This is a genomic window from Streptomyces sp. G45, from assembly GCF_049542095.1.
Taxonomy (GTDB): Bacteria; Actinomycetota; Actinomycetes; order Streptomycetales; family Streptomycetaceae; genus Streptomyces.
Genome location: NZ_JBMUZU010000001.1, coordinates 1362488 through 1385879 on the forward strand (window position 1 = coordinate 1362488; position 23392 = coordinate 1385879).

Below are 23392 nucleotides of genomic sequence, written 5' to 3' on the forward strand. Positions count from 1 at the left end.
CCGTCCGGCGTTTGAGGACAAGCGCGCAGCGCGACATAGGCGCGGCAGACGACGACACACGCACAGCCACATCTCAAGCCCGTCCGGCGTTTGAGGACGAGCGCGCAGCGCGACGAAGGGGCGGGCGGGCGGGAGAAGAAGGAGCCCGTCCGGCGCTGAGGACGAGGCCGCAGGCCGAAGAACCGCCCAGGACGCCCCCGTCAGAGAACGTCAGCCAGCGCCAGCTCGTGCAAACGATCCGGCGGCCCCGGCCGCGCGTAGTACCACCCCTGAGCCGTGTCGCACCCCAGCTCCCGCAGCTGATCGGCCTGCGCGCCCGTCTCCACGCCTTCCACCGTGACCGCCAGGTCCAGGCTGTGCGCCAGCGAGACGATCCCCTCGACGATCTTCAGGTCGACCGGGTCGACGGGGAAGTGCTGCATGCCCTGGGTGAAGGCCCGGTCGAGCTTGAGCACGCTCACCGGCAGCCGCCGCAGGTTCGCCAGGTTCGAGTACCCCGTGCCGAAGTCGTCGAGCGCGATGTCCACGCCCATCTCGGCGAGCCGCCGCAGCGGCTTGAGGAGGTCGTCGTCGGCACCGATCAGCGCGGACTCGGTGACCTCCAGGCAGAGCGCCCCCGGCGCGAGCCCCGTGCGCTCCAGGATCTCCACGGTGTCGGCGACCAGGCCGGGGTGGGTGAGCTGGCACGGCGACAGGTTCACGTTCACGCGCAGCGGGCCCGCGTCGGCGTGCCGCGCCTCCCAGGTGCGGGCCTGGCGCACGGACTCCTCCAGGACCCAGCGGCCGAGCGGCACGATCAGGCCGGTGTGCTCGGCGAGCGGGATGAAGCGGTCGGGGCTGATCACGCCGTGCTGCGGGTGCAGCCACCGCACGAGCGCCTCCGCGCCGCGCACGCTGCCGTCGCCGAGGTGCACCAGCGGCTGGTACTCGATGAAGAACTCGCCGCGCTCCAGGGCCAGCGGCAGCGCCGTGGTCAGGCCGTGCCGGGTGATGGCGCGGGCGTCGGCCTCCGGGTCGGCCAGCTCGTAGCGGTTGCCGCCCGCGTGCTTGGCCCGGTACATGGTGATGTCGGCGCTGCGCAGCACCTCGGCCGCGCCGCGCTCGCCCGCCGGGCCCTCGACGATGCCGATGGAGCCGCGCACGGTCAGCTCGCGGCCCTCGACGCGGATGGGTGTGGCGAGGGCGTTCATGATGCGCCCGGCCAGCTCGTCGACCTCGCGCTGGGTGTCGGGCCCGGTGGTGAGCGCCACGAACTCGTCGCCGCCGAGCCGCGCGACCATCTCGCCGGGCGCGGTCGCGCACGCCTGGAGGCGGTCGGCGACCTCCACGAGCAGCCGGTCGCCCGCGGCGTGCCCGAGGCTGTCGTTGACGGTCTTGAAGCCGTCCAGGTCCAGGTAGCAGAGCCCGAACCGGGCGCCGTCGCCCGCGGCGAGGGCCTTCTCCAGGCGCTCGAAGAACAGGGTGCGGTTGGGCAGTCCGGTGAGCGCGTCGTGCGTCGCCTCGTAGCGCAGGCGCAGGTTGAGCAGGCGGCGCTCGGTGGTGTCCTCGACCAGGGCGAGCTGGTACTGCGGCACGCCGTCGGCGTCGCGCAGCAGCGACACCGTCAGATTGGTCCACAGGACGGTGCCGTCGGGCCGGTAGAAGGCCTTCTCCACGCGGTAGTGCTCGCGCTCGCCGCGCACCAGCTCCTCGTAGAGCTTCCAGACGTGCGGCGGGTCGTCGGGGTGCGTCCACTCGCCGACGTTGCGACCGCGAAGCTGGTGTTCCAGGCCGCCGAACATGCGCACCAGGGCGTCGTTGACCTCCAGGACGGTGCCCCGCAGGTCGGCGATGCCGATGCCGATGGCGGCGCCGTGGAACACCGCGCGGAAGCGCGCCTCGCTGGCGTGCAGGGCCTCGGCGACGGTGCCGCGGGCGTCCAGGGCGGCCCGGGATATGGCCTCCTGCTCGGCGAGGGTCCGCTCGCGCAGGGCCCGGGCGAAGCCCGCGGCGACGGCGTGCTGGATGCGGGCGCAGCGGGCGCGCAGCTCCTCGCGGTCCCCGGGGCTCTGCTCGACGCCGCCGCAGTACAGGACGAGGTAGGCGTCGACGACGTCCAGGGTGCGGCTGAGCGCCTCCGGCTCGGTGCAGTGCGTGGCGACGAGGGCGGCGCCGACGGCCTCGCTCTCGGCGGCGTGGAAGGCCCGCTCCTCCAGGGCGTCCCGCAACCGCCGGGCGAGCGGCTCCAGTTCGCGCTCGAACTCCGGCCGGGTCAGCGACGTGGCGGTCACCGGGAAGACCGCGCGGCTCCAGATCGTGGCGAACCTGCGCAGTCTGTCCTCCGGCCCGTCCGGTTCCGCGCTCAACGCTTGCGTCCCACGCCGGCCAACCCGGAGGACGACCAGGGGTCCTCCTCCGCGAGCTCCGTGTCGGCCCGCCACTGCGGCATCGGCACGAGGCCGGGTTCCACCATGTCGTATCCCTCGAAGAACCGCGCGATCTCGGCACGCGATCGTATGATCAATGGATTGCGGATGTCCTTGTACACGCCCACGGCCCCTTCGGCCTGCTCCCTCGGGACCGGTATCCCTTCGTACGAGACATGAGTCAGCGCGATCACACTGCCGGGCGCGGACGCGTCCCGCAGCACACCGATCGCCGCGTACGGATCGTACGCGTCCTCGATGAAGTGGAGTATGGCCATCAGGAAAAGGGCGACCGGCCGCTTTAGGTCGAGCAGCGCCTTCGTCTCGGAACTGGCGACTATGTCGCGGGGTTTGCGCAGATCCGCGAAGATTGCGACGGCCCGATCGTCACGGTGGAGCACCGCCGCGGTGTGCGCGACGGCCACCGGGTCGTGGTCCACGCAGACGACGCGCGCCCCGGGGTGCGCGCTCCGGGCCGTCTCGTGGACCGTGCCGAAGGACGGGATCCCGCACCCGATGTCCATGAACTGCGTGATGCCCTCGGCGACGGCGAACCGCACTGCTCGGCGCATGAAGGCACGATTCGCCTGGGCGATCTTGGGCAGTCCCGGCAGGAACTCCATCGCCCTGCGCGCGGCCTGACGGTCCGCCTCGAAGTTGTGCGAGCCCCCCAGGTAGCGGTCGTGGATCCGGGCCACGCTCGGCACCGTGATGTCGATGCCGGGCGAGGCCCAGGCGGGACGCTCCATCAACACTCCAAGGCTCGGGGGCACGGGCGGGCGGGGGGCCGGTGTTCGAAGGTGAGGCTACTGATCGTCAGCCAACGGAGCGAGTCAAAACGGAAAACGGCCATCCGTTCTCAGTCACTGCCGCTGGCAAGTGCCACGAGCAGGCCAAAGAACCGGCCCATTCCCCCCGGTTTCGCACGGCGGGAACGGACCGGTCTCGCTGCGCGCCCCCGAGGCCCTGGGGCGCGGTGTTCTATTTCGGGGCGTTCTGTTTCGGGGCACCGACGGGCTTGCCGTTCGGGGCGGCGGCGAACCAGGTGCCGCCCACGCCCTGCCCGTTGGTGTCGCCGGGCTTCTCGTCCCCGGCGAAGGTGTACAGCGGCCAGCAGTCGATGGTCTGCTGCTTCAGCCCGTCGGGCCGGTCGAAGGTGACGAACCCCTTGGTCAGGATCCCCTTGGTGGCGGACTTGGCGACCGGCTTCACGACGGGCCACTTCTTCAGGCAGGCGCCGGTGCAGGCGGACTTCATCGGCCAGGCGGAGTCCTTGGTGAAGCGGTAGACCGTCATGCCCCGGCGGTCGACGACGATCTCGCCGAGCCTCGGGTCCTTGCGCGTCGAGAGCCCCGCGGGGTCCGCGGGCCGGACGCCGGGGGCCGCGCCCGCGGGCCTGGCCTTCTTGCCGTCGGGCGCCGCCGCGAACCAGGTGCCGCCCACGCCCTGCCCCTTGGCGTCCCCGGCCTTGGTGTCCTTCGCGAACCGGTACATGGGCCAGCCGTCGATGGTCAGTTGCTTGGTGCCGTCGGGCCGGGTGACCTCTCCGAGGAGCGACGCGTCGACGCCGGGCGCGGCCTTCGCGCCCTCGGCGGGCACCACGGGCCAGGCGGCCGCGCAGGCGTCGGCGCAGTTCGACTTGGGCGGCTGGGCGGTGTCCTTGTCGAACCGGTAGAGGGTGAAGCCCGCGCTGTCCGTGACGACTTCGCCGAGCTTCTCGCTCTCCCGGACGGCCAGTTGTCCGGCCGACTTGGCCTGGGCGCCGCCGTCCGCGCGGTCGGCGCCGTCTCCGCTGTCCGCGCCGTAGCCGTCGCCCGAGCCGTACCCGTCGCCCTTGCCGTCCTTGACCGGGGCCTCGTTGCCCACGCTCTGCCCCTTCGGGGACTGCTCGTTCCCGTCCCCGCCGTCCTGGCCGCACGCGGTCGTCAGTGCCAGCAGGGCCGCGCCCGCCACCACGAGCGAGGCGCCCCGCGAGGCCCGGAGGGGCCCTCCTGATAGATGCCGCATGTCCCACTCCCGCTGTCCGAGTCGACTGTCGCGACGCCCGCTTGCGTCACACATGGCCCTAGGTACGGGCGTGACGCGCCGGTGCGTTCAACGCGACGGCAAGATTCTTTGCGCCCCCCTGAGGCCGGGGGCGCCGCAGGAGCCGGGTGGGCGCCGCGCGCACTGGGGAGCACCACGGGAGCCGGGTGGCCCGGCAGGGGTCGCGAGGCGCGGTGGGAGCAGCGCGCGCGGCGGGTGCCCCGCGCCCCGTGGGTGCCCCGCGCCCCATGGGAAGCCCGTGTCCCGGAGGGCGCCCGCGCCCTCCGGGAACCGTGGGGCTCACGGCGCACCGCAGCGCGCGAACCCGGAGGCGCCCGCTCACACCTTTGGGTGAAATACCCCCGGCTCCCCGCGCGCCGGGGGTGCGCACCCTCATGATCTGCGCGTGCCCGCATCCTCCAGGGGCTGGTACGCCCCCGTCACCCGCGCGTTCGCGCTGCTCACACTGGCCCTGCTCGCGACCGCCCCGGCGGGAGCGGGCACGGCGTCAGCCGACGCCTGCGCGTCCGCCTCCGTCGGTGGTGGCGTGACGTCGGTCGCGGGCGGTGACGGGTGCTCACCGTCCCCGACCCCGCCGAAGCCGACGCCACCGAAGCCCACGCCCCCTAAACCCACGCCCCCCAAGCCGACCCCGCCCAAACCCACCCCGCCGAAGCCCACCCCGCCCAAGCCCACGCCTCCCAAGCCCACCCCGCCGAAGCCCAGCAAGCCCCCGAAGCCCACCCCGCCCGCCCCCACACCGCCCCCGGAGCCGACCCCGCCCCGGCCCCCTGCGCCCCCGCCGCCGCCCGCGCCCTCGCCACCCCTGATCGCGCCCGCGCCGCCGCCCCCGCCGTCCCTCACCCCCGCGCCCCCGCCCGCACCCACCCCCAAGCCCACCCCCAAGCCCAAGCCTCCGCGGCCCGGCCCGTCCGCCGAGCCCGTGTCGTACCCCGCCTACCACGCGCCACCACGCAAACGGCCGCCCCGCGGCGGCCCGTCCCTCGTCTCCCTGACACTGCTCATCACCGCACCCGCGGTGCTCGCCGTCGCCGCGCTGCGACCGCACTGACCGCCGGAGGAACCCTTGTCGGAATGGCTTGTTCTCGCCCTCGCGATGGCCGCGGCGTGCGGCGTCGTCCTCCTCATCACCGTCCTGCGGCACCGGCGAACCAGTACGGACGATGACACATCGGACACTCCGGATGTGATGGAGTACATGACGATGATGATCGGCGTGGTCTACGCGATCGTCCTCGGTCTCGCCATCGCCGGGGTCTGGGAGGCCCGCGGTGCCGCCGCGGAGCACCCGCGCGCCGAGGCGCAGGCGCTGCACGAGGTGTACGAGCGGGTCCGGGTCTACCCCCCTGAGGTGCGCGACCGGATCCGCGGCGACGTAAGGGCGTATGTCGGCCATGTCGTGAACACCGAGTGGGACGAGATGTCCGACACCGGCGAACTCACCCCCCGCGGCCAGGCACTGCTCGCCACGCTGCGCCACGACGTCACCGACTACGAGCCGAAGAACGACTTCGAGGCGCAGGCCTACCAGCCCCTCGTCGACCAGGTCGCCCTCGTCGACGACGCCCGCAGCGCCCGCGACGACAGCGCCGAGGCCACCATGCCCGCCGTGGTCTGGTTCGGCCTGATCACCGGCGGCCTCGTCACCGTCGGCCTGGTCTTCGCCTTCCAGATCCGCCGCACCGCCCGCGAACTCGTCCTCGCCGGGCTCTTCTCCGCCCTGATCGCCTTCCTGCTCTTCCTCATCTGGGACTTCGACGCGCCCTACAGCCGCGGCATCGCCTCGACAGCGGAACCCTTCACCGCCCTGTTCCCAGGCGTCGGCGGCTGAGCGGACGCACCCCCTCACCCCACGCGTCTCCCCCTCCTCAGTTCGCCATCGCACACAAGATCACCCTGGTAGAGGACGGCGTCGGCCCACCGGCCGCTCACGACGCCGTCCTCTCGTCTGTCCCGCCCGGCGCCCGTGTCACTCCGTACGCGGACCGGCGACGTGATCTGGTTCACACCCTGTCACAGGGGCCGGAAGCGCGGTGACGTAAGGCCGCACACCCGAAACCGGAGGAGACATCATGACGGGGAACGCACATGTGGTCGTGGTCGGCGGCGGCTACGCGGGCGTGATGGCCGCGAACCGGCTGACGCTGCGCGACGACGTGACCGTGACGCTGGTCAACCCGCGCCCCGACCTCGTCCACCGGGTCCGCCTGCACCAGTTGGTGGGCGGGTCCCACGACGCGGTCGTCGCCTACGAGGACGTCCTGGCCGGGCGCGTCCGCCTGGTCGTCGACACCGCGACCCGGATCGACGCGGCCGAGCGCCGCCTGGCGCTCACGAGCGGCGGCACGCTGGACTACGACTACCTGGTCTACGCCGTGGGCAGCGGCAGCGCCGAAACGGACGTGCCCGGGGCGGCCGAGTTCGGCCACCGGCTCGCCACCCTGGAGGAGGCCCAGCGGCTGCGCGCGGCCCTCGGCGCCACGCCCGCGTCGGCCCCGGTGACGGTGGTCGGCGCCGGGCCCACCGGCATCGAGACCGCCGCCGAACTGGCGGAGACCGGCCGGGCGGTGACGCTGGTCTGCGGGGGCGTGCTCGGCCCGTACCTGCACACGCGGGGCCGACGCTCGGTCGCGAAGGAGCTGGCCAGGCTCGGGGTGAGGGTCGTCGACGGCCCCGGCACGAAGGTGACGGCGGTGAACCGCGACGCCGTGCGGCTCGCGGACGGCCGTGAGCTGCCGAGCGCGGTCACGGTCTGGACCGTCGGCTTCGGCGTCCCCGACCTGGCCGCCCGCAGCGGCCTGAGCACCGACGCCGTGGGCCGCCTGCTCACGGACGAGACGCTGACCAGCGTGGACGACGAGCGCGTCGTCGCCGCCGGGGACTCGGCGGCGCCGTCCGGCCTGCCGCTGCGGATGAGCTGCCTCAACGCGACGCCGCTGGGCGCGCGGGCCGCCGACACGGTGCTCAGCCGGATCGCCGGTGAACAGCCGGGCGAACTCCACCAGTTGATGTACGCCCAGTGCGTCAGCCTGGGTCGCGGCGCGGGCGTCTACCAGTTCGCCAACAGGTCCGACGTCGCGGTGTGGCTGCACATCGGCGCGGGGATGGGCGCGCGCATCAAGGAGATCGTGTGCAGCGGCATCCCCGGGCACCTGTCGGGCGAGGCGCGCAAGCCCGGTTCGTACCGCCTGCACCGCCTGCCGGGCGGCGTCGGCAAGCGCCAGCGGATGCTCCGCGCCCACCGCGCCGACCCGACCGCGGCCGCCGCCGACCACTCGGCCTGACCGGCGTGGGCTGCGACGATCTCGCTGTGGACGCGAAGGAGCGCGGTCGGCCACCGGAGCCGACCGCGCGGGACGAGAAGCGCGAGCGGCGCGCGGAGTACGGGACGCACATGGCGCACGAGAAGCACACGGCGCCCGAGGAGGGGGAGCGGCAGGTGAGCGGCGGCGCGCGCGATCCCGCCACCGAGGCGTTCCTCGCCCACCGCGGCCTGCTCTTCACGGTCGCCTACGAGGTGCTCGGCTCGGCGGCCGACGCCGAGGACGTCCTCCAGGAGACCTGGCTGCGGTGGGTCAGGGCCGACCTGGAGCAGGTGCGCGACCAGCGGGCGTTCCTGGTGCGGATCACCACCCGACAGGCGCTCAACCGGCTGCGCGCCGTGCGGCGCCGCCGCGAGGCGTACGTCGGTCCCTGGCTGCCCGAGCCGCTGCTCACCGCGCCGGACGTGGCCGAGGACGTCGAGCTGGCCGAGAGCGTGTCGATGGCGCTGATGCTCGTCCTGGAGACGCTGTCACCGACCGAGCGCGTCGTCTTCGTCCTGCGCGAGGCGTTCGGCTTCGGGTACGACGACATCGCCGCCGCCGTCGCCAAGAGCCCCGCGGCCGTGCGTCAGATCGCCCACCGCGCCCGTCGGCACGTCGACGCGCGCCGCCCCCGCCGGGCGGTGTCGTCGGCGGAGGGCCGGGCGGTCCTGGAGTCGTTCCGGCGCGCCGTCGAGACCGGGGACGCCCGGGCCCTGCTGAAGGTGCTCGCCCCCGGGGTCGTCCTGGTGAGCGACGGCGGCGGCCTCGCGTACGCGGCGCTGCGGCCGGTCACGGGCGCCGACCGGGTGGTCCGCGTGGTCGCCGGGGGCCTGGGCAGGGTCGCGGGCCGGTTCGCCGTCGAGCCGATCGCGGTCAACGGCGGCCCGGCGCTCGCCGTCCGCGTGGACGGCGAACTCGACGGCGTCATGGTGCTCGGCGTCGCGGACAGCCGCGTCACCGGCCTCTACTACGTGCGCAACCCGCGGAAGCTGTCCCGCCTCACGTCCCCGACGCCGCTGACCCTGCGCTGAGCACCGGCGGGCCGCCGCCTACGGGCGCACCGCCACCGCGTCGACCTCGAAGAGCATGCCCGGCAGGGCGAGGGAGGCGACGCCGGTCAGGGTCTGGGCGGGCAGCCGGTCGCCGAAGCGGGCGTGCACGGCCGCGCCGAGGGCCGCGAGCTTGTCGGCGTCGTGGTCGACGACGTACGTGCCGAGGCGGACCACGTGCGCGTAGCCGAGGCCGACGCCCTCCAGCGCCGAGCGCAGCCGGTCGAAGGCCAGCTCGACCTGGGCGGCGAAGTCACCGGGCACGGGCGCGCCGGTGGCGTCGGAGGCGTACTGGCCGCCGATGAAGACGAGTTCGCCCGGCGCCGAGACGGCGTGGCTGTAGCCGAAGGGCGTGGGGTCGTGGAGGGTGCTGGGGTTGGTGATGGTGCGCTGGTCGTTCGTCATATGCGGGTGAACGCCGCCGCTCACGGAGATCATTCCGGCCGCCGCCGGGCGGTGGCGCCCGGTCGTACGGGGGGGGTGGTACGCCGTCTGCCGCCGGTCGGCGGTCTCCGGTCGTACGAGGGCCGTACGAGGTCAGCGCGCCGCCCGCCGCGGCGGGGGCGTCAACTCCCCGGTGTGCTCCGGTGCCCCGGCTCCCGCCGCCTCCACCAGCGTCTGCCCGGCCCGGGTGCGCGCGTACAGCACCTGGCGGCCGGAGCGGTGGGCGCTCACCAGGCCCGCGGTGCGCAGGGCGGTGAGGTGCTGGGAGACGCCGCCGGGGGTGAGGCCGGTGCGGTGGGCGAGGTCGGTGGTGGACGCGGGGACGGACAGCTCGGCCAGGAGCCTCGCGCGGGAGCGGCCCACGACCCCGGCGAGGGCCTCGGGCACCGGCACCGGCCGGGACTGCCAGAGCGTGCCGACCCCCCGCGGCGGATAGCGCAGGGACGGCTGCCACGGCTCGTTGAGGGCGGAGAACACGCGCGGCCACACGAACGCGGACGGCACGAGCAGCAGCCCGCGGCCGTCGAGGCGCCGGGATCCGCGCGCGGTGCGGTGCTCCAGGTGCAGCATGCCGTCGGCCCAGGCGACCTGGGGGTCGAGGTCGGCGAACAGGTGCTGGGTGCCGCCCTCGACGAGGCGGCCCGCGCGGTAGCGGATGTCGCTCTCCAGGAAGGTGAGGACGCGTGACCAGTACGGGGCGAGGGCCAGCTCCCAGTACGCCTCGATGGCGTCGGCGAGGCGCCCCAGCTCCCTCGCCGGGTCCGCGCGCAGCGCCGCCATGCGGGCGGGCGGCACCTCGGCCGTGGTCCACAGCAGCGGCGGCGGCGTGGCCCGCAGCGTCGCCAGCTCCACCGCGAGCGAGGGCAGCGGCGTGGTGGGCGGCGGCACCAGGAACCCGGGGATCCGGCCCGCCCAGGGCGAGCGCTCCGGTACGGGGACGAGGTCGAACAGCGGGGTCAGGTCGACGCCCGCGGCGGCGAGGCGGGGGCGCACCTGGTCCGCCCAGGCGCGGTGCAGCCCCTGCTCGTCGGCGCCGCGCAGCACGCGTACGCTCGCCACGACCTCCCACAGCGGGGAGAGCGCGAAGCGGGTGCGCGCCACGTCCTCCAGGGTGAACTCGATCTCGATCATGCAGCCGAGGCTAGGCCGAGTCGATCATTCAGCCCAGGCTGAATCAGTAGGCCGGGCCGCCGGGATGGCGCACCGTACCGCGCATGACCTCACCGACCGGCCCCTCCCCCTGGCGGCTGCGCGACTTCCGCACGCTGTTCGCGGCCAGCGCGCTCAGCCATCTCGGCAGCAACGTCGGCCAGGTGGCGATCCCGCTCCTCGCCGTCACGACCCTGGACGCGAGCCCCGGGCAGGCGGGGGCGCTCGCCGCGCTGTCCACGGCGGCGTTCCTGCTGATCTCGCTTCCGGCGGGCGCGTGGGTGGACCGGCTGCCGGGGCGCCGGGTGCTCGTGGTGGCCGACGCCGTGCGCGCCGCCCTGTTCGCCTCGGTGCCGGTGGCGTGGTGGTGCGACGCGCTGTCGCTGCCGCAGCTGTACGCGGTGGTGCTCCTGAACGGCTGCGCGACCGTATTCTTCGACGTCGGCTCGCAGAGCGTGCTGCCCGACCTGGTGGGCCGGGAGCGGCTCGTCCCGGCGAACACCGCGATCGTGAGCCTGATGGCGGGCGCCAACATCGCCGGGCGCGGCGCGGGCGGCTTCCTGGTCCAGCTGGCCACCGCTCCCCTGGCGGTCGCGGGCGGCGCGCTGGCCTATCTGGCCTCCGCCGTGGGGCTCACCGGTGTCGCCCGGCGGCAGCCGCCCAGGGCGGCACCGGTCGAGCGGCGGCGGCTGCGGGCGCAGGTCGCGGAGGGGCTGCGGCATGTCTTCGGCCGCCGTGAGCTGCGGGCCCTGGCCGTCACCGCCACGCTGACCAACCTCGGCGCGCAGATGGTCAACGCCATGCTGCCGGTCCTGTTCACCCGGGAGTTGGGGCTCTCGGCCGGGGTGCTCGGCCTGTACTGGGCGGCGGGCGGGGTCGGCCTCCTCCTCGGCGCGGCCTGCGCGCGCCGCCTGGCGGGCCGTTTCGGCCACGGGCGGGCGCTCGCGCTCGCGGGGCCCTGGCTGGCCCCGGCCGGTCTCGCGGTGGCGCTCGTCGGGGACGGGCCGTGGCTGTGGGTGGCGGGCGCGGGCTGGCTGGTGACCATGGCGAAGACCGGCGTGGACAACGTCCTCGGGGTCACCCTGCGCCAGCATCTGACGCCGGACGCGCTGCTCGGCCGGATGAACGCCACCTTCCGTTTCCTGCTGACGGGGGCGCTCACCGTCGGCGCGGTCCTGGCGGGGGCCGTCGGTGAGGTGTGGGGCGTGCGCGCGGCGGTGTGGGCGGGCGCGGTGTGCCTGGCGGGCGCGTTCCTGCCGGTGCTCTGCTCGCCACTCCGGACGCTGCGGGAGCTGCCCCCGGCCCCCGCTGCGGCGCGTCCGGCCCCCGAGACGAAGGCATCGGACTCCGATGCCCCGTCAGCCAACTGACGCTCCCGCCCGCTCCGCGCGCCGCTGACGCCGACCCCCTCTGACCGCGAACGGCGCGGCGAGCCCCGCGAGGGCGAGCAGCGCGCCCACGACGTACCAGCCCGTGCGCCCCCGCTGACGCGCAGCGCGCTGAGCGGACCGGCCCCGAGGGCCTCGGCCGGGCCCGCGCCGAGCCAGGACACGCCCGGGTGATGGCGGGGCGCTGTCGCCCGGCGGCCTGCTGCGCGCGCCGGTCTCCGCGGGCTCCGCGCTCCATCCGGTGGGCCGCGGCACGCACCGGCTGCGGCGGTGCGCGGCCGCCGAGTGCGGCGGTCCTCGCCGCCACGTCCCGGACGGGCCGTCAGCGGTACCGCTCCCGCCGGTGCGCCGACCGCGACGCGGTACGCCGCCGCGCGGTGCACCGGCGCCGCGGCGTACGGCAGCCGAGGCCCGGGGGCGTCGGGAGGACGGGGCGGTGGAGAGCGGTGCGTGCGGCCGGGCGGGGTGCCTCCCGGCCTGTGAGGGGAAGGCCGGGCCGGGACCGCCCGAACGGGAGGCATGGACGAAGATCCCGCCCGGCCGTTCACCGGGCCACCGGCGCAGGGGAAGTACCGGTGGCCCGCGCCGCACGGATGCCCCCGCCGTCCCCCGTCGTACCCATCCGTGCGGCATATGCGTCATGAAACCCCGCCCCGCCGCCCGTTGGGGAGTGTGTGCGCCGGGTCAACGCGGGTGCCGCGAGCACACGGCGTGTGACCCGCGCGGCCCCGCCCCCGCGCGCGGCACACCCGCTCCGCCGCCACCGCACCCCCGGCCCGCGCGGCACCGGCCCGTACCACCGGTCCGCGCCGCCTGACGCCCTGCCACATCCCCCCGCCCGCGCCGCCGCGCCACACCGCCGCGTTCCCCTGGACGGCCCACACGCGTGCCCCGTTCGCACGACAGCGATCGCGGTGCCCCCGCGCCGTACCTAGCGTTCACGACATCGAGGTGCATATCCGGCGCAAGCGGAAGAAGGTCCGCTGATGCTCCTCGGGGACCCGGAGGAAACATCATGCGCGCGATACGCGTCGCTTCGGCCGCCCTGTTCACCGCCACCGCCCTGGCCCTGACGGCCTCCCCGGCGTCCGCCGCGGTGGCGGGCGACGAGGACATCACGTCGTTCGGCTTCCGGGTCACCCCGTCCACGATCGCCGCGGGCGGGCAGGTCACGCTGAGCGTGGACGGCTGCGAGCACAACACCAAGGTGACCTCGGGGGTCTTCGACGACGTCACCATCCCCAAGGGCCAGTCGTCGGCGACGGCGATGGTGTTCTGGGACGCCAAGCCCGGTGCGATGTACGAGGTGACGTTCACCTGCGGCGAGGAGTCGGGCAGGACGGACCTCACCATCGCCACCGGCGGCTCCGGTTCCACCGCGCACCACAGCAGGGGCGTGAAGGCGGGCGTCGGCGGCAGCGCGGGCGGCTTCGACGCGCAGCAGATCGCGGTGGGCGGCGTGCTCATCGCCGGGGTGCTCGGCACGGCGTACTACTGGACCCGGCGCCGCGCCGACGGGGACCACGTCTGACGCCGTGACACCGCCCGCGGGCCCGGCGCGGAAGGGGACGCGCCGGGGCCCGCGGGCGGGGGCCCTCGTGCGTCAGGCCTTGCTCTCCGCCCTGCGGCGCAGCCAGAACACGCCGCCGCCGACCAGGGCGAGGCCCACCAGCGTCCCGCCGATGGCCATGTCGGTGCTCGTCGCGCCGGACGTGGTGCTGCCGCCGAGGCCGCCGCGGACGCCGCCGTGGATGACGGTGAAGGCGGACGGTCTGGTGAGCGTCTTGCCGTTGCAGTTGGCGGTGATGTCGAAGGCGCCCGGGTGGGCGTTGTGGTGGACCGTGACGGTCGCGCTCGACGTGGTGCCGGGGGTGATCGGCTTCAGGTTCGTCTTCGGGAACGCGGGCGACTCGACGGTGCCGGGCGCCTCGCAGTTGTCGACGGTGACGGTGAGCTGGCCGCCGCGCGCGATCACGCTGGGCATGGCGACGATGTTGCTGGGTCCGGCCCAGGCGGCGGCGGTCGGCGCGGCGAGCCCGACGACGGCGCCCGCGGCGACGAGCGCCGCCAGTGCACGGGAATTGCGCATGGGTCTGTCCTCCGCGAGAGGCACCCCGGGGTCACTCTTTCCCCGGTCGATCGGCGAGAGCGCCTCTCGGAAAGACCCTCAGACGCCCTGTGGAAAGCCGCATGTCGGCGATCCGCCGTCCTGGTGAGCCAACACGCCGACCCGCCCGCGCGCGGGCGGATATCGCCGCAGGTCACGGACCGTCAGAAAAATCCCGTGGGCGGCGACTCGGATGGCGCAGGCCGGGCGCGGCCACCACCCGTTCGCGCCCGCCCTTTCGCACGCCGCGCGCGCCGCGCTTAGCGTGCTGGTACGCGCAGAGGACGCGGTCGCTCGTACGCGCAACGGACGCGGTCGCCAGGCCGCGTGGAGAGGGGATAGAGAATGCCTTCGTCCCACCCGTCCGGTCCGCCTCCCGGCGAGTTCGACAAGGTCGCGGACCGGTCGCCGGAGCCGGGCCCCGGAGAGGCCGGGGGCCTCGACGCGTTCGAGGAGGAGCGGCCGCGCAAGCGCGCGCCGTGGGGCGTGATGGCGCTGGTGCTGCTCACCGGTCTCGCGCTGATCCGCAACGGCTCCGGCGAGTTCGACGTGGGCCCGCCGCAGCCCGCGTCGGCGGCGGCCGCGGACCGGGCGCCCGCCGCCGCGAAGGGCGCCCCGGCGCCCCTGGCGTTCTCCCCGCCGACCGCGTGCGCATCAAGGCCATCCGGGTGGACGCCCCCGTGATGGCGGTGGGCCTGGACGCGGAGGGCTGGGTGGACGCGCCGCCGCCGGACGACCCGAACCTCGCGGGCTGGTTCACCGGCGCCGTGTCGCCGGGTGAGAAGGGCACGGCCGTCGTCGTCGGGCACGTGGACAACCAGCAGGGGCCCGCCGTCTTCTACGGCCTCGGCTCGCTCAAGAAGGGCAACCGCGTCGAGGTGCTGCGCCAGGACCGGCGCACCGCCGTCTTCGAGGTCTACGGCATCGAGGTGTTCGCGAAGGACGACTTCCCCGGCGACCGCGTGTACGGCAACGGCGGCACCCCCGAGCTGCGCGTCATCACCTGCGGCGGCGGCTTCTCGAAGCAGAACGGGTACGACGGGAACGTCGTGGTGTTCGCCCGCCTGGTCGACGTACGCTGACGCGGCGTCACACCGGGCCACCGGGCCGGGCGCTAGAGCCGGTAGCGGCTCGGCACCGTCAGGTGGTATCCGGCGGCGAGCAGCTCCGGCAGGTAGAGCCTGAGGGCATCGACGCTCTGGCTGCGGTCGCCGCCCGCGTCGTGGGAGAGCACGACGACGCCGGGGCCCGCCCCGTCCAGGACGCGCCGCACGATGGTGGCGGTGCCGGGCGTGCGCCAGTCCAGGGTGTCGACGGTCCAGGCGAGCGGCTCCATGCCGAGTGCGGCGCCCAGTTCGAAGGCCGACCGGTTCCAGGCGCCGTACGGGGCGCGGAACCACAGCGGCGGGGTGCCGACGGTGTCGTCGACGACCGCGCAGGTGCGCTCCATCTGGTCGCGGATGGCGGAGCGGGTGAGGCGGGGCAGCAGCGGGTGGCTCCAGGTGTGGTTGCCGATCACATGCCCGTCGTCGGCCATCTCGCGCAGCAGGTCCGGGTGGACCGCGGCCATCTCGCCGCACACGAAGAACATCGCGCGGACGCCGTGCCGCCGCAGGGTGCGCAGGATGGCCGGGGTGTAGCGGGGGTCGGGCCCGTCGTCGAAGGTCAGGACCATCGAGCGGGACCGGTCCGGAAGGCGCAGGATCGGGGCGCGGCGCACCGCCGGGCGGGCCGGGGCGGCGCGCGGGGGCCCGTATCCGGCCATGGGCTGGAGCCGGTACGCGGAGGGCTTCTGGGCGCGGACGGCCGGGGGCCGCCCGCGGGCGCGCCGGTGGCGGCGGTGCGGCCCGGGGTGCTCGCGCGCTCGGTGCCCGCGCAGCCGGTGGCCGTGGCGAGGCCGACGACGCAGAACCCGCGCAGCAGGGCACGGCGCGCCAAAGGCAGGTGATCGTCTTTCATGACTAATGCCTCGCATGGCCGAAGGCCCCGGGGCCTCAGCAACACTGGCGCGGCGTTCCGAAAGCACCCGAGCGGCGCCCTAAAGCACCCGATGGGAGCACCGCCACGGGCACCTGCCACGCACACCGGCCGGGCGGGCCCCGGTCAGCGACGACGGACCAGCGGGAACGGCAGCGTCTCGCGGATGGTCAGGCCGGTGAGGAACATGACGAGGCGGTCGACGCCGATGCCGAGGCCGCCGGTGGGCGGCATCGCGTACTCCAGGGCGTCGAGGAAGTCCTCGTCCAGCTCCATCGCCTCCGGGTCTCCCCCGGCGGCGCGCAGGGACTGCTCGGTGAGGCGGCGGCGCTGCTCCACGGGGTCGGTCAACTCGCTGTAGGCGGTGCCGAGTTCGGTACCGAAGGCGACCAGGTCCCAGCGCTCGGCGAGCCGGGGGTCGGCGCGGTGCTGGCGGGTGAGCGGGGAGACGTCGGTCGGGAAGTCCTTGTAGAAGGTGGGCAGCTCGGTCCGCTCCTCGACCAGGCGCTCGTACATCTCCAGGACGACGTCACCGCGGCTGTCGTCGGGGGTGTACGGGACGTCCGCCCGGTCGCACAGCCGGAGCAGCCGCTCCAGGGGCGTGTCGGCGTCGATCTCCTCGCCGAGGGCCTCGGAGATCGCCCCGTACACGGTCTTGACCGGCCAGGGGCCCGAGATGTCGTACTCGGTGCCGTCCTTGCGGGCGACGGGGGTGCCGAACGCGGCGGTGGCGGCGCCCTGGATGAGTTCGCGGGTGAGGTCGAGCATCACGCCGTAGTCGGCGAAGGCCTGGTAGGCCTCCAGCATCGTGAACTCGGGGTTGTGCTTGTAGGAGACGCCCTCGTTGCGGAAGGTGCGGCCCATTTCGAAGACCTTCTCCAGGCCGCCGACGCACAGCCGTTTCAGGTACAGCTCGGGCGCGATGCGCAGATAGAGGTCGAGGTCGTAGGCGTTGATGTGGGTGGTGAAGGGCCGGGCGTTGGCGCCGCCGTGGATCTGCTGGAGCATCGGCGTCTCGACTTCCAGGTAGCCGCGGTCGAGCAGGCCCTGGCGCAGCGCCTGGACGGCGGTGGAGCGGGCGCGCACCACGTCGCGGGCGCCGGGGCTCGCGACCAGGTCGAGGTAGCGGCGGCGGACCTTGGCCTCGGGGTCGGTCAGGCCGCGGCGCTTGTCGGGCAAGGGGCGCAGGCACTTGCCGGTGAGCTGCCAGGAGGTGACGAAGACGGTGAGTTCGCCCTTGTCGCTGCGGCCGACGCGGCCGGTGGCGGTGAGGTGGTCGCCGATGTCGGTGTCCCGGGTGAACGCGGCCAGGGCGTCGGGGTGGGCGCGGGTGAGGGCGAGCTGGCGGTCGCCCGACCAGTCGCGCAGCACGGCGAAGACGATCCCGCCGAAGTCGCGTACGAGCATCAGGCGGCCCGCGATGGTGACTTGAGCACCCATCATGTCGGCTGTGATGTCGGCCAGTTGGTGGGTGCGCCGGGGGATGCCGACCGGGTAGGGGTCGACGCCGTCGGCGCGCAGCCGCTCCAGGGCGCGGTGCCGGATGCGGATCTGCTCGGGCAGCGCCTCGACGGGGTCGCGGGCGGCGGCGTCCTCGTCGCCGAGGCCGAGCGCGGCGATCGGGGCAGGCCCTCCGTGGTGGCGGGCTTGGTGACGTCCCGCGGCTTGTGCCCGCGACCCCACAGCGTGCGCAGCGACGGCACCGACACGAAGCCCTCGGCGATGCCGGAGGCGAGGCTGATCCGGGCGAGGGCGCCGGTGTCGCCGTAGCAGATGAAGCGGGGGTACCACTCGGGGTGGTACTTGGCGTTGGAGCGGTACAGGGCCTCCAGCTGCCACCACTTGGAGAAGAACAGCAGCAGCCTGCGCCACAGCCGGAGGACGGGGCCCGCGCCGATGCGGGCGCCCTCCTCGAAGACCGAGCGGAACACCGCGAAGTTCAGGGAGATCCGCCGGACGCCCAGCTTCGGCGCGAGGGCGCACAGCTCGGCGACCATGAACTCCATGACGCCGTTGGGCGCGGTGCGGTCCCGGCGCATCAGGTCCAGGGAGACGCCGTCCCTGCCCCAGGGCACGAAGGAGAGCAGCGCGAGAAGCCTGCCGTCGGCGTCCAGGGCCTCGACGAGCAGGCAGTCGCCGTCCTCGGGGTCGCCGAGCCGGTCCAGGGCCATGGAGAAGCCCCGCTCGGTCTCGGTGTCCCGCCAGGCGTCCGCCTTGTCGATGATCTCCTCCATCTCCTCGTCGGAGAGGGTGGCGTGGCGGCGGACGCGGGCGGTGGCGCCGGTGCGCCGGACCCGGTTGACGGCCTGCCGGGTGACGCGCATGTCGCGGCCGTCGAGGTCGAAGTCGGGTACGTGCAGGATGGCCTCGTCGCCGAGCTGGAGGGCGCCGAGCCCGGCGCGGGCGTAGGCCGTCGCCCCGTCCTCGGAGGCGCCCATGACGGCGGGCTGCCAGGCGTAGCGGCGGGCCACGTCCAGCCAGGCGGCGATGGCGTGCGGCCAGGCCTCGCGGTCGCCGACGGGGTCGCCGCTGGCCAGGCAGACGCCCGCCTCGACACGGTAGGTCACGGCGGCCTTGCCGCTGGGCGAGAAGACGACGGCCTTGTCGCGCCGGGTGGCGAAGTAGCCGAGCGAGTCCTGGTCGCCGTACCGGCGCAGCAGGGCGCGGATGCGGGGCTCCTCGTCGCCGTGCAGGGCGGCTTCCATGCGCTGGGACCTGAAGAGCGTCGCGGCGGCGTTCAGCAGCGCGAGGGCGCCGAACAGGCCGAGGAAGAAGTACAGCGGGCGCGGCGGGGAGCCGTCGAAGTAGTCGTGGCCGTGGAGGAGCCCGCCGCCCACCCGGTTGGCCGCCCACAGCAGCCGCTCGCCGCGCGGCAGGGTGCCCGGGAACAGCTCGACGAGCCCCCAGCCGAGCAGGATGGCGAGGCCGAGCCCGGCGGCGAGCACGGCCACGGCCCGCCACAGGGCGCCGCGGCGCGAGTCGGCGTAGAACTCGCCGCGCGCCAGGACCAGCACGACCAGGAACGCGCCGCAGACGACGAAGGACGGCAGCGACTCGCCCCAGTAGCCGAGGGCCAGGCCGAGCACGTCGAAGGCGAGCAGCAGGCCGAGGTAGACCACGACGAGCCACCAGGCGACCTTCTTGCGGGTCGCGATGGCGGCGGCCAGCAGGAAGAGGAAGACGGCGTAGGCGAGGTTCGGGCTGACCGGCACCGTGAGCTGGTCCAGGAAGCGGATGACGGGCCGCAGCAGCCGCCGCAGCGGCGCGATCACGGCGAGGACCGCGCAGAACAGGCCGAGGGCGCCGAAGAACGCCGCGAACGCCTCGGGGACCCGGTGCAGGCCGGTGACGCGCAGGCCGCCGGGGCGCCCGTGGCCCGCCTCGCCCGGCTCCCGTTCGCTGGCACTCATGGTCACGACTCTAAGAAGAGGCGGAGCGGGCCGCCCGTCGAGCGGAGCACCGCCGCCCGTCGCGCGGCGCGCCCGCCGAGTGGTGACCGGGCCGTCCGCCCAGTGGTGACCGGGCCGTCCGAGAGGGCCGGGCACCGCTTCCCGCGGCGCGATGAGGCCGCCCGGTCCCGGAACGGGACCTCCGATAGCCTCGGAGGGTGACCGAAGAGCCCAGGCAGCAGCCGTCCCAGCAGTTCGAACGGGGCACCGACGGCCCCAAGGTGATCGTCGTCGGGGTCGACGGCTCGGATTCCTCGCTCCGTGCCGCGGCCTACGCCGGTGGCCTGGCCCGGCGGCAGCGGGCGCTGCTCGCCGTGGTGTACGTCCAGCCGGTGCTGGCGGCGGGCGCCGCGCTCGGGGCGCCGGTCGCGGAGACCACCGACGAGATCGCCGAGGGCCTGATCGCCGAGATCCGCGACGCCACCGAGCGCGTGAAGGGCATATTCGACGTGCGCTGGGAGTTCCACACCTTCCGCGGCGACGCCTTCAACGGCCTGGTCGCGGCCGCCGACGAGCTGAAGGCCGACGCCGTGGTCGTGGGCGCGTCCGAGCAGGCGGGCCACCGCATCGTCGGCTCGGTGGCGGTGCGTCTGGTCAAGGCGGGCCGCTGGCCCGTCACGGTCGTGCCGTAACCCGCGTGACGCGTGGCGTCTTCCGCGCCGCCCCGTGCCTGAGCCATCATGATCCGCCAGCAGCCGTCCGCCTTCAGCGAAGGGTGAGGCCCATGGCCGGACTACGGATGGGGCAGGGCGTCCTGCGCCGCAAGCCCATCGAGCACATCGAGGAGACCGAGGCGGGCGGCGCGGGCACACGCCTCACCCGCACCCTCGGCCTGTGGCAGCTCACCGCGATCGGCGTCGGCGGCATCATCGGCGCCGGGATCTTCACCCTCGCGGGCACCGTCGCCAACGAGAAGGCCGGGCCCGCGGTCCTCATCTCGTTCCTGATCGCGGGCGTGGCGAGCGCGGCGGCCGCCTTCTCCTACGCCGAGTTCGCGGGCCTGATCCCGAAGGCGGGCTCGGCGTACACCTACGGCTACGCGGTGCTCGGCGAGCTGGCGGGCTGGTTCATCGGCTGGGACCTGCTCCTTGAGTACACGGCGATCGTGGCGGTGGTCGCGATCGGCATCTCCGGGTACTTCAACTTCCTGCTGGGCGAGATGGGCGCGGAGCTGCCCACCTGGATGCTGGGCGCGCCCGGCACCGGCGACGGCCACAAGGTCGACCTGTTCGCGGCCGTCCTGTGCCTGTTCATCGCGTACATGCTCACCCTCGGCATCAGGAACGCGGCGCGCTTCGAGATGGTCGTCGTGATCCTGAAGGTCCTCGTCGTCCTGCTCGTCATCGGCGTCGGCTTCTTCCACGTCGAGACCGGCAACTACGAGCCGTTCTTCCCCTTCGGCGTCAGCGGCGCGTTCACCGGCGCGGCCACCGTGTTCTTCGCCGTGTTCGGGTACGACGCGATGTCCACCGCCGCCGAGGAGTCCAAGGACGCGCAGCGCCACATGCCGAAGGCGATCCTGTACTCGCTGGCGATCTCGATGGTGCTGTACGTGCTCGCCTGCCTGGTCCTGACGGGCATGCAGGACTACAAGGAGATCGACCCGGAGAGCGGCTTCTCCTCGGCGTTCAAGGCGGCGGGCCTCGGCGGCCTCGCGGACGTCATCGCGGTCGGCGCGATCATCGGCATCCTCACCGTGATGTTCACCTTCATGCTGGGCTGCACGCGCGTGTGGTTCTCCATGAGCCGGGACGGGCTGCTGCCCAAGTGGTTCGCGAAGACCCATCCGACGCGGCACGTGCCGACGCGGGTGACCTGGATCGTCGGGTTCGCCTCGGCGGCGATCGCCGGTTTCCTGCCGATCGGCGAGGCCGCGGAGCTGACCAACATCGGCATCCTGCTGGCCTTCGTGGTGGTGTGCGTCGCGGTGATCGTGCTGCGCTACAAGCGCCCCGACCTGCCGCGCACGTTCCGCTGCCCGGGCATGCCGGTGGTGCCCGCGATCGGCGTGGTCTTCTCGATCTGGCTGATCACGTTCCTGGAGTGGCAGACCTGGGTCCGCTTCGCCGTGTGGTTCGCGGTCGGCCTGGTCGTGTACTTCGCCTACTCCTACCGGCGCTCGGAGCTGGCGAGGACCCAGGCGCGGGCGTCAGGGGACGGCGACCTCTGACAGGGCCTTGGCGAGGTCGCCCACCGTGTCGGCGACCTCCCGGCCGAAGCCGGTGCCCGCGACCAGGACGCCGAACACGAGGACGATGAGCCCCGTGAGCATCTGGTTGGACCGGCTGCGGGCCTGCACGTTCCGCCGTATGCGCAGGACGATGACGACGGCCAGCAGAAACGCCACGTTGATCGTCAGACTCACCGCAGGTCCCCCCTCGGGCACGGCAGTGGGCACTCCGGTCCCGGCGGGCGCCCCGCTCCTGATGGATAGCCCGATCCGAGGGCGGCTACGGCTCCCCGGCCGGGGTTGGCGGCAAAACGCCCGCGCGCGACCGGATCCGACGGGTATCCGACCGGTATCCGGCGCGGGTCCGGCGGGTCTCCGGGGGGCTCCGGAGGTCTCGGCTCTCCGGCGGGGGTCCGCCTCCGCCTCACTCCCCCATGACCAGGCCGTCCTTGGCGGCGCCCCGGCTGAGCGCGACCCGGCGGATGCGGTCGCGCACGTCCCGGACGTCGGCGCCGCGCTTGAGGGCGGCGTTGAGGTTGACGACCCGGCCCGCGTCGGTGTCGAACCAGTGGGGGACGAACTCCGCCTTCGTCACCTCCCAGCGGCCGCCGGGCCGGTCGGGCGCGGCGAACGTGAAGCGGCCGACGGTGCCCTGGTTGCCGCGCGGGTCGTGGGCGCCCGAGTGGTTGAACATGTCGCCCGCGATCTGGTCGCCCATGCCGTAGACGACCCAGGTGCCGTTGACCTTCTCGTACGCCTGCGGGACGTGGGCGTGGGTGCCGAGGATGAGGTCGACGTCGGGGCGCCCCTTCGTGCGCGCCGCGGTCAACTGGCGCGCGAGTGTGAGCTGTTGGCGATCCGGAGCGTCCTGCCACTCCGTGCCCCAGTGCAGCGAGACCACCACCACGTCGGCGCCCGCCGTCCGGGCGGCCCGCGCGTCGGCGAGGACGCGCTCGCGGTCGATGAGGTTGACCGTCCACGGCTTGCCCGCGGGCAGCGGGATGCCGTTCGTGCCGTAGGTGTAGGCGAGCTGGGCGACCTTGGCGCCGCCCGCGCGCAGCCAGGCGGGCGCGCGGCCCTCGGCGGCGGTGCGGCCCGAACCGGCGTGCTTCACCCCGGCCCCGTCGAGCGCGGCGAGGGTGCGCGCGACACCGTCGGCGCCGTCGTCGAGGGTGTGGTTGGAGGCCGTGGAGCAGGCGTCGTAGCCGGTGGCCCGGAGCGCGCGGGCCACGTGCGGGGGCGACTTGAAGGAGGGGTAGCCGGAGTAGTCGCCCGGCGGGCCGTACACCGTCTCCATGTGGCAGATCGCCAGGTCGGCCTTGGCGATGACGGGCTGGGCGCCCGCCAGCATCGGCCGGAAGTCGTAGCCGTCGCCGCCCGCGTCGGCCTGCGCCTTGCGGATGATCGAGGTGTGCGGCAGCACGTCGCCGGAGGCGGCGAGCGTGAAGGTGCGGCGCGCGCCCTCGCTGCCGCCCGCGGCGGACAGCGCGGGTGCGGGCTTCCCGGCGGCGGGGGGCCGCCGCGGCGTCCGCTCGCGGCTCCCGTCGCCCTCCCGGGAGTCCGGCCCGGGCGGGTCCTGCGCGGCACAGGCCGACGTGACCGCGACGAGCGCGGCGGCGAGGAGGACCAGGGCCCGGCGAGCGGGCCGTGTGGGACGAAAGTGCCTGGTGGGGCGGGTGTGCGGTGTCATCGACCGGACTTTCCGTATGGGACGAAAATACGTAAAGCGATCCACATACGAACCAACCACCAAGTCAAGCGACAAGGCCGGGCACATCGCCTGAACAGCCCAGAACGCGGCGTGATGTGACCCGAAGAACACAACCCCGCCGACCTGCTGTGAAACCGCGGCACGGGTCAAGGCTCCGTAAAGCGCCTTGCTCAGCACCCCCGTTGGGTAATC

16 protein-coding genes and 3 pseudogenes are annotated in these 23392 nt (G+C 74.1%); 9 read left to right on the top strand and 10 right to left on the bottom strand.

All coding sequences use genetic code 11. The features are described from left to right. Window positions 1–200: 200 nt before the first annotated feature. The 3 genes from ACOBQU_RS05490 to ACOBQU_RS05500 form a co-directional block, all read right to left on the bottom strand. Entirely contained in the window at window positions 201–2345 is a 2145-nt protein-coding gene (locus ACOBQU_RS05490; protein ID WP_423624776.1) for a putative bifunctional diguanylate cyclase/phosphodiesterase, read from the bottom strand. After that, window positions 2342–3154 (bottom strand): SAM-dependent methyltransferase, encoded by an 813-nt coding sequence (locus ACOBQU_RS05495; protein ID WP_423624777.1) that lies wholly within the window; start codon window positions 3152–3154, stop codon window positions 2342–2344. Before ACOBQU_RS05495 ends, ACOBQU_RS05490 begins: the two co-directional genes overlap by 4 nt. 232 nt (window positions 3155–3386) lie before the next feature. After that, window positions 3387–4412, bottom strand: a complete 1026-nt coding sequence (locus ACOBQU_RS05500) for an SCO0930 family lipoprotein (RefSeq protein ID WP_423624778.1) — start codon at window positions 4410–4412, stop codon at window positions 3387–3389. A 424-nt stretch (window positions 4413–4836) separates the two neighbouring features. Here ACOBQU_RS05500 and ACOBQU_RS05505 point away from each other — a divergent pair, with 424 nt between their 5' ends. The 4 genes from ACOBQU_RS05505 to ACOBQU_RS05520 all read left to right on the top strand — a co-directional run bounded on the left by ACOBQU_RS05505 (window position 4837) and on the right by ACOBQU_RS05520 (window position 8787). Further along, window positions 4837–5502: a hypothetical protein gene (locus ACOBQU_RS05505; RefSeq protein ID WP_423624779.1), complete on the top strand. Its 666-nt coding sequence runs from the start codon at window positions 4837–4839 to the stop codon at window positions 5500–5502. A gap of 15 nt (window positions 5503–5517) precedes the next feature. Beyond that, window positions 5518–6282, top strand: coding sequence for a hypothetical protein (locus ACOBQU_RS05510; RefSeq protein ID WP_423624780.1), 765 nt, complete (start codon window positions 5518–5520; stop codon window positions 6280–6282). 241 nt (window positions 6283–6523) lie between these two features. Next, complete coding sequence (locus ACOBQU_RS05515; RefSeq protein WP_423624781.1) at window positions 6524–7735, top strand: NAD(P)/FAD-dependent oxidoreductase; 1212 nt, start codon at window positions 6524–6526, stop codon at window positions 7733–7735. Between the two features lie 110 nt (window positions 7736–7845). After that, window positions 7846–8787: an RNA polymerase sigma-70 factor gene (locus ACOBQU_RS05520; protein WP_423634264.1), complete on the top strand. Its 942-nt coding sequence runs from the start codon at window positions 7846–7848 to the stop codon at window positions 8785–8787. Between the two features lie 18 nt (window positions 8788–8805). Here the strand turns inward: ACOBQU_RS05520 and ACOBQU_RS05525 are convergent, their stop codons facing one another. Next, window positions 8806–9210 carry a RidA family protein gene (locus ACOBQU_RS05525; RefSeq protein WP_423624782.1) on the bottom strand — a complete coding sequence of 135 codons (405 nt, stop codon included), beginning with the start codon at window positions 9208–9210 and terminating at the stop codon, window positions 8806–8808. Between the two features lie 132 nt (window positions 9211–9342). Next, complete coding sequence (locus ACOBQU_RS05530; protein WP_423624783.1) at window positions 9343–10380, bottom strand: ArsR/SmtB family transcription factor; 1038 nt, start codon at window positions 10378–10380, stop codon at window positions 9343–9345. 83 nt (window positions 10381–10463) lie between these two features. Here ACOBQU_RS05530 and ACOBQU_RS05535 point away from each other — a divergent pair, with 83 nt between their 5' ends. Together ACOBQU_RS05535 and ACOBQU_RS05540 are read left to right on the top strand one after the other, a co-directional pair. After that, entirely contained in the window at window positions 10464–11768 is a 1305-nt protein-coding gene (locus ACOBQU_RS05535) for an MFS transporter (protein ID WP_423624784.1), read from the top strand. Between the two features lie 1033 nt (window positions 11769–12801). After that, window positions 12802–13317 (top strand): hypothetical protein, encoded by a 516-nt coding sequence (locus ACOBQU_RS05540; protein ID WP_423624785.1) that lies wholly within the window; start codon window positions 12802–12804, stop codon window positions 13315–13317. Window positions 13318–13389: 72 nt separating this feature from the next. Here the strand turns inward: ACOBQU_RS05540 and ACOBQU_RS05545 are convergent, their stop codons facing one another. Then, a complete protein-coding gene (locus ACOBQU_RS05545) occupies window positions 13390–13875 on the bottom strand; it encodes a hypothetical protein (RefSeq protein ID WP_423624786.1) in 486 nt (161 codons plus the stop codon). Between the two features lie 507 nt (window positions 13876–14382). Between ACOBQU_RS05545 and ACOBQU_RS05550 the strand changes: the two are divergent. Continuing rightward, window positions 14383–14975 (top strand): annotated as a pseudogene (locus ACOBQU_RS05550) (class F sortase). A 32-nt stretch (window positions 14976–15007) separates the two neighbouring features. On the opposite strand, the pseudogene ACOBQU_RS05555 reads toward ACOBQU_RS05550, so the two are convergent. Both ACOBQU_RS05555 and lysX read right to left on the bottom strand, forming a co-directional pair. After that, window positions 15008–15852 (bottom strand): annotated as a pseudogene (locus tag ACOBQU_RS05555) (polysaccharide deacetylase family protein). Between the two features lie 144 nt (window positions 15853–15996). Next, window positions 15997–19280 (bottom strand): annotated as a pseudogene (gene lysX / locus ACOBQU_RS05560) (bifunctional lysylphosphatidylglycerol synthetase/lysine--tRNA ligase LysX). Window positions 19281–19477: 197 nt separating this feature from the next. Between lysX and ACOBQU_RS05565 the strand changes: the two are divergent. Together ACOBQU_RS05565 and ACOBQU_RS05570 are read left to right on the top strand one after the other, a co-directional pair. After that, on the top strand, window positions 19478–19951 hold the full coding sequence (locus tag ACOBQU_RS05565) for a universal stress protein (protein WP_423624787.1): 474 nt from the start codon (window positions 19478–19480) through the stop codon (window positions 19949–19951). Window positions 19952–20043: 92 nt separating this feature from the next. Continuing rightward, the gene (locus ACOBQU_RS05570; RefSeq protein WP_423624788.1) at window positions 20044–21489 is read left to right on the top strand and encodes an amino acid permease; all 1446 of its coding nucleotides are present in this window, start codon (window positions 20044–20046) and stop codon (window positions 21487–21489) included. On the opposite strand, the gene ACOBQU_RS05575 is transcribed toward ACOBQU_RS05570, so the two are convergent. Next, entirely contained in the window at window positions 21469–21684 is a 216-nt protein-coding gene (locus ACOBQU_RS05575; RefSeq protein ID WP_423624789.1) for a hypothetical protein, read from the bottom strand. The genes ACOBQU_RS05570 and ACOBQU_RS05575 overlap by 21 nt on opposite strands. 229 nt (window positions 21685–21913) lie before the next feature. Next, a complete protein-coding gene (locus tag ACOBQU_RS05580; protein ID WP_423624790.1) occupies window positions 21914–23179 on the bottom strand; it encodes a CapA family protein in 1266 nt (421 codons plus the stop codon). Window positions 23180–23392: the final 213 nt, after the last annotated feature.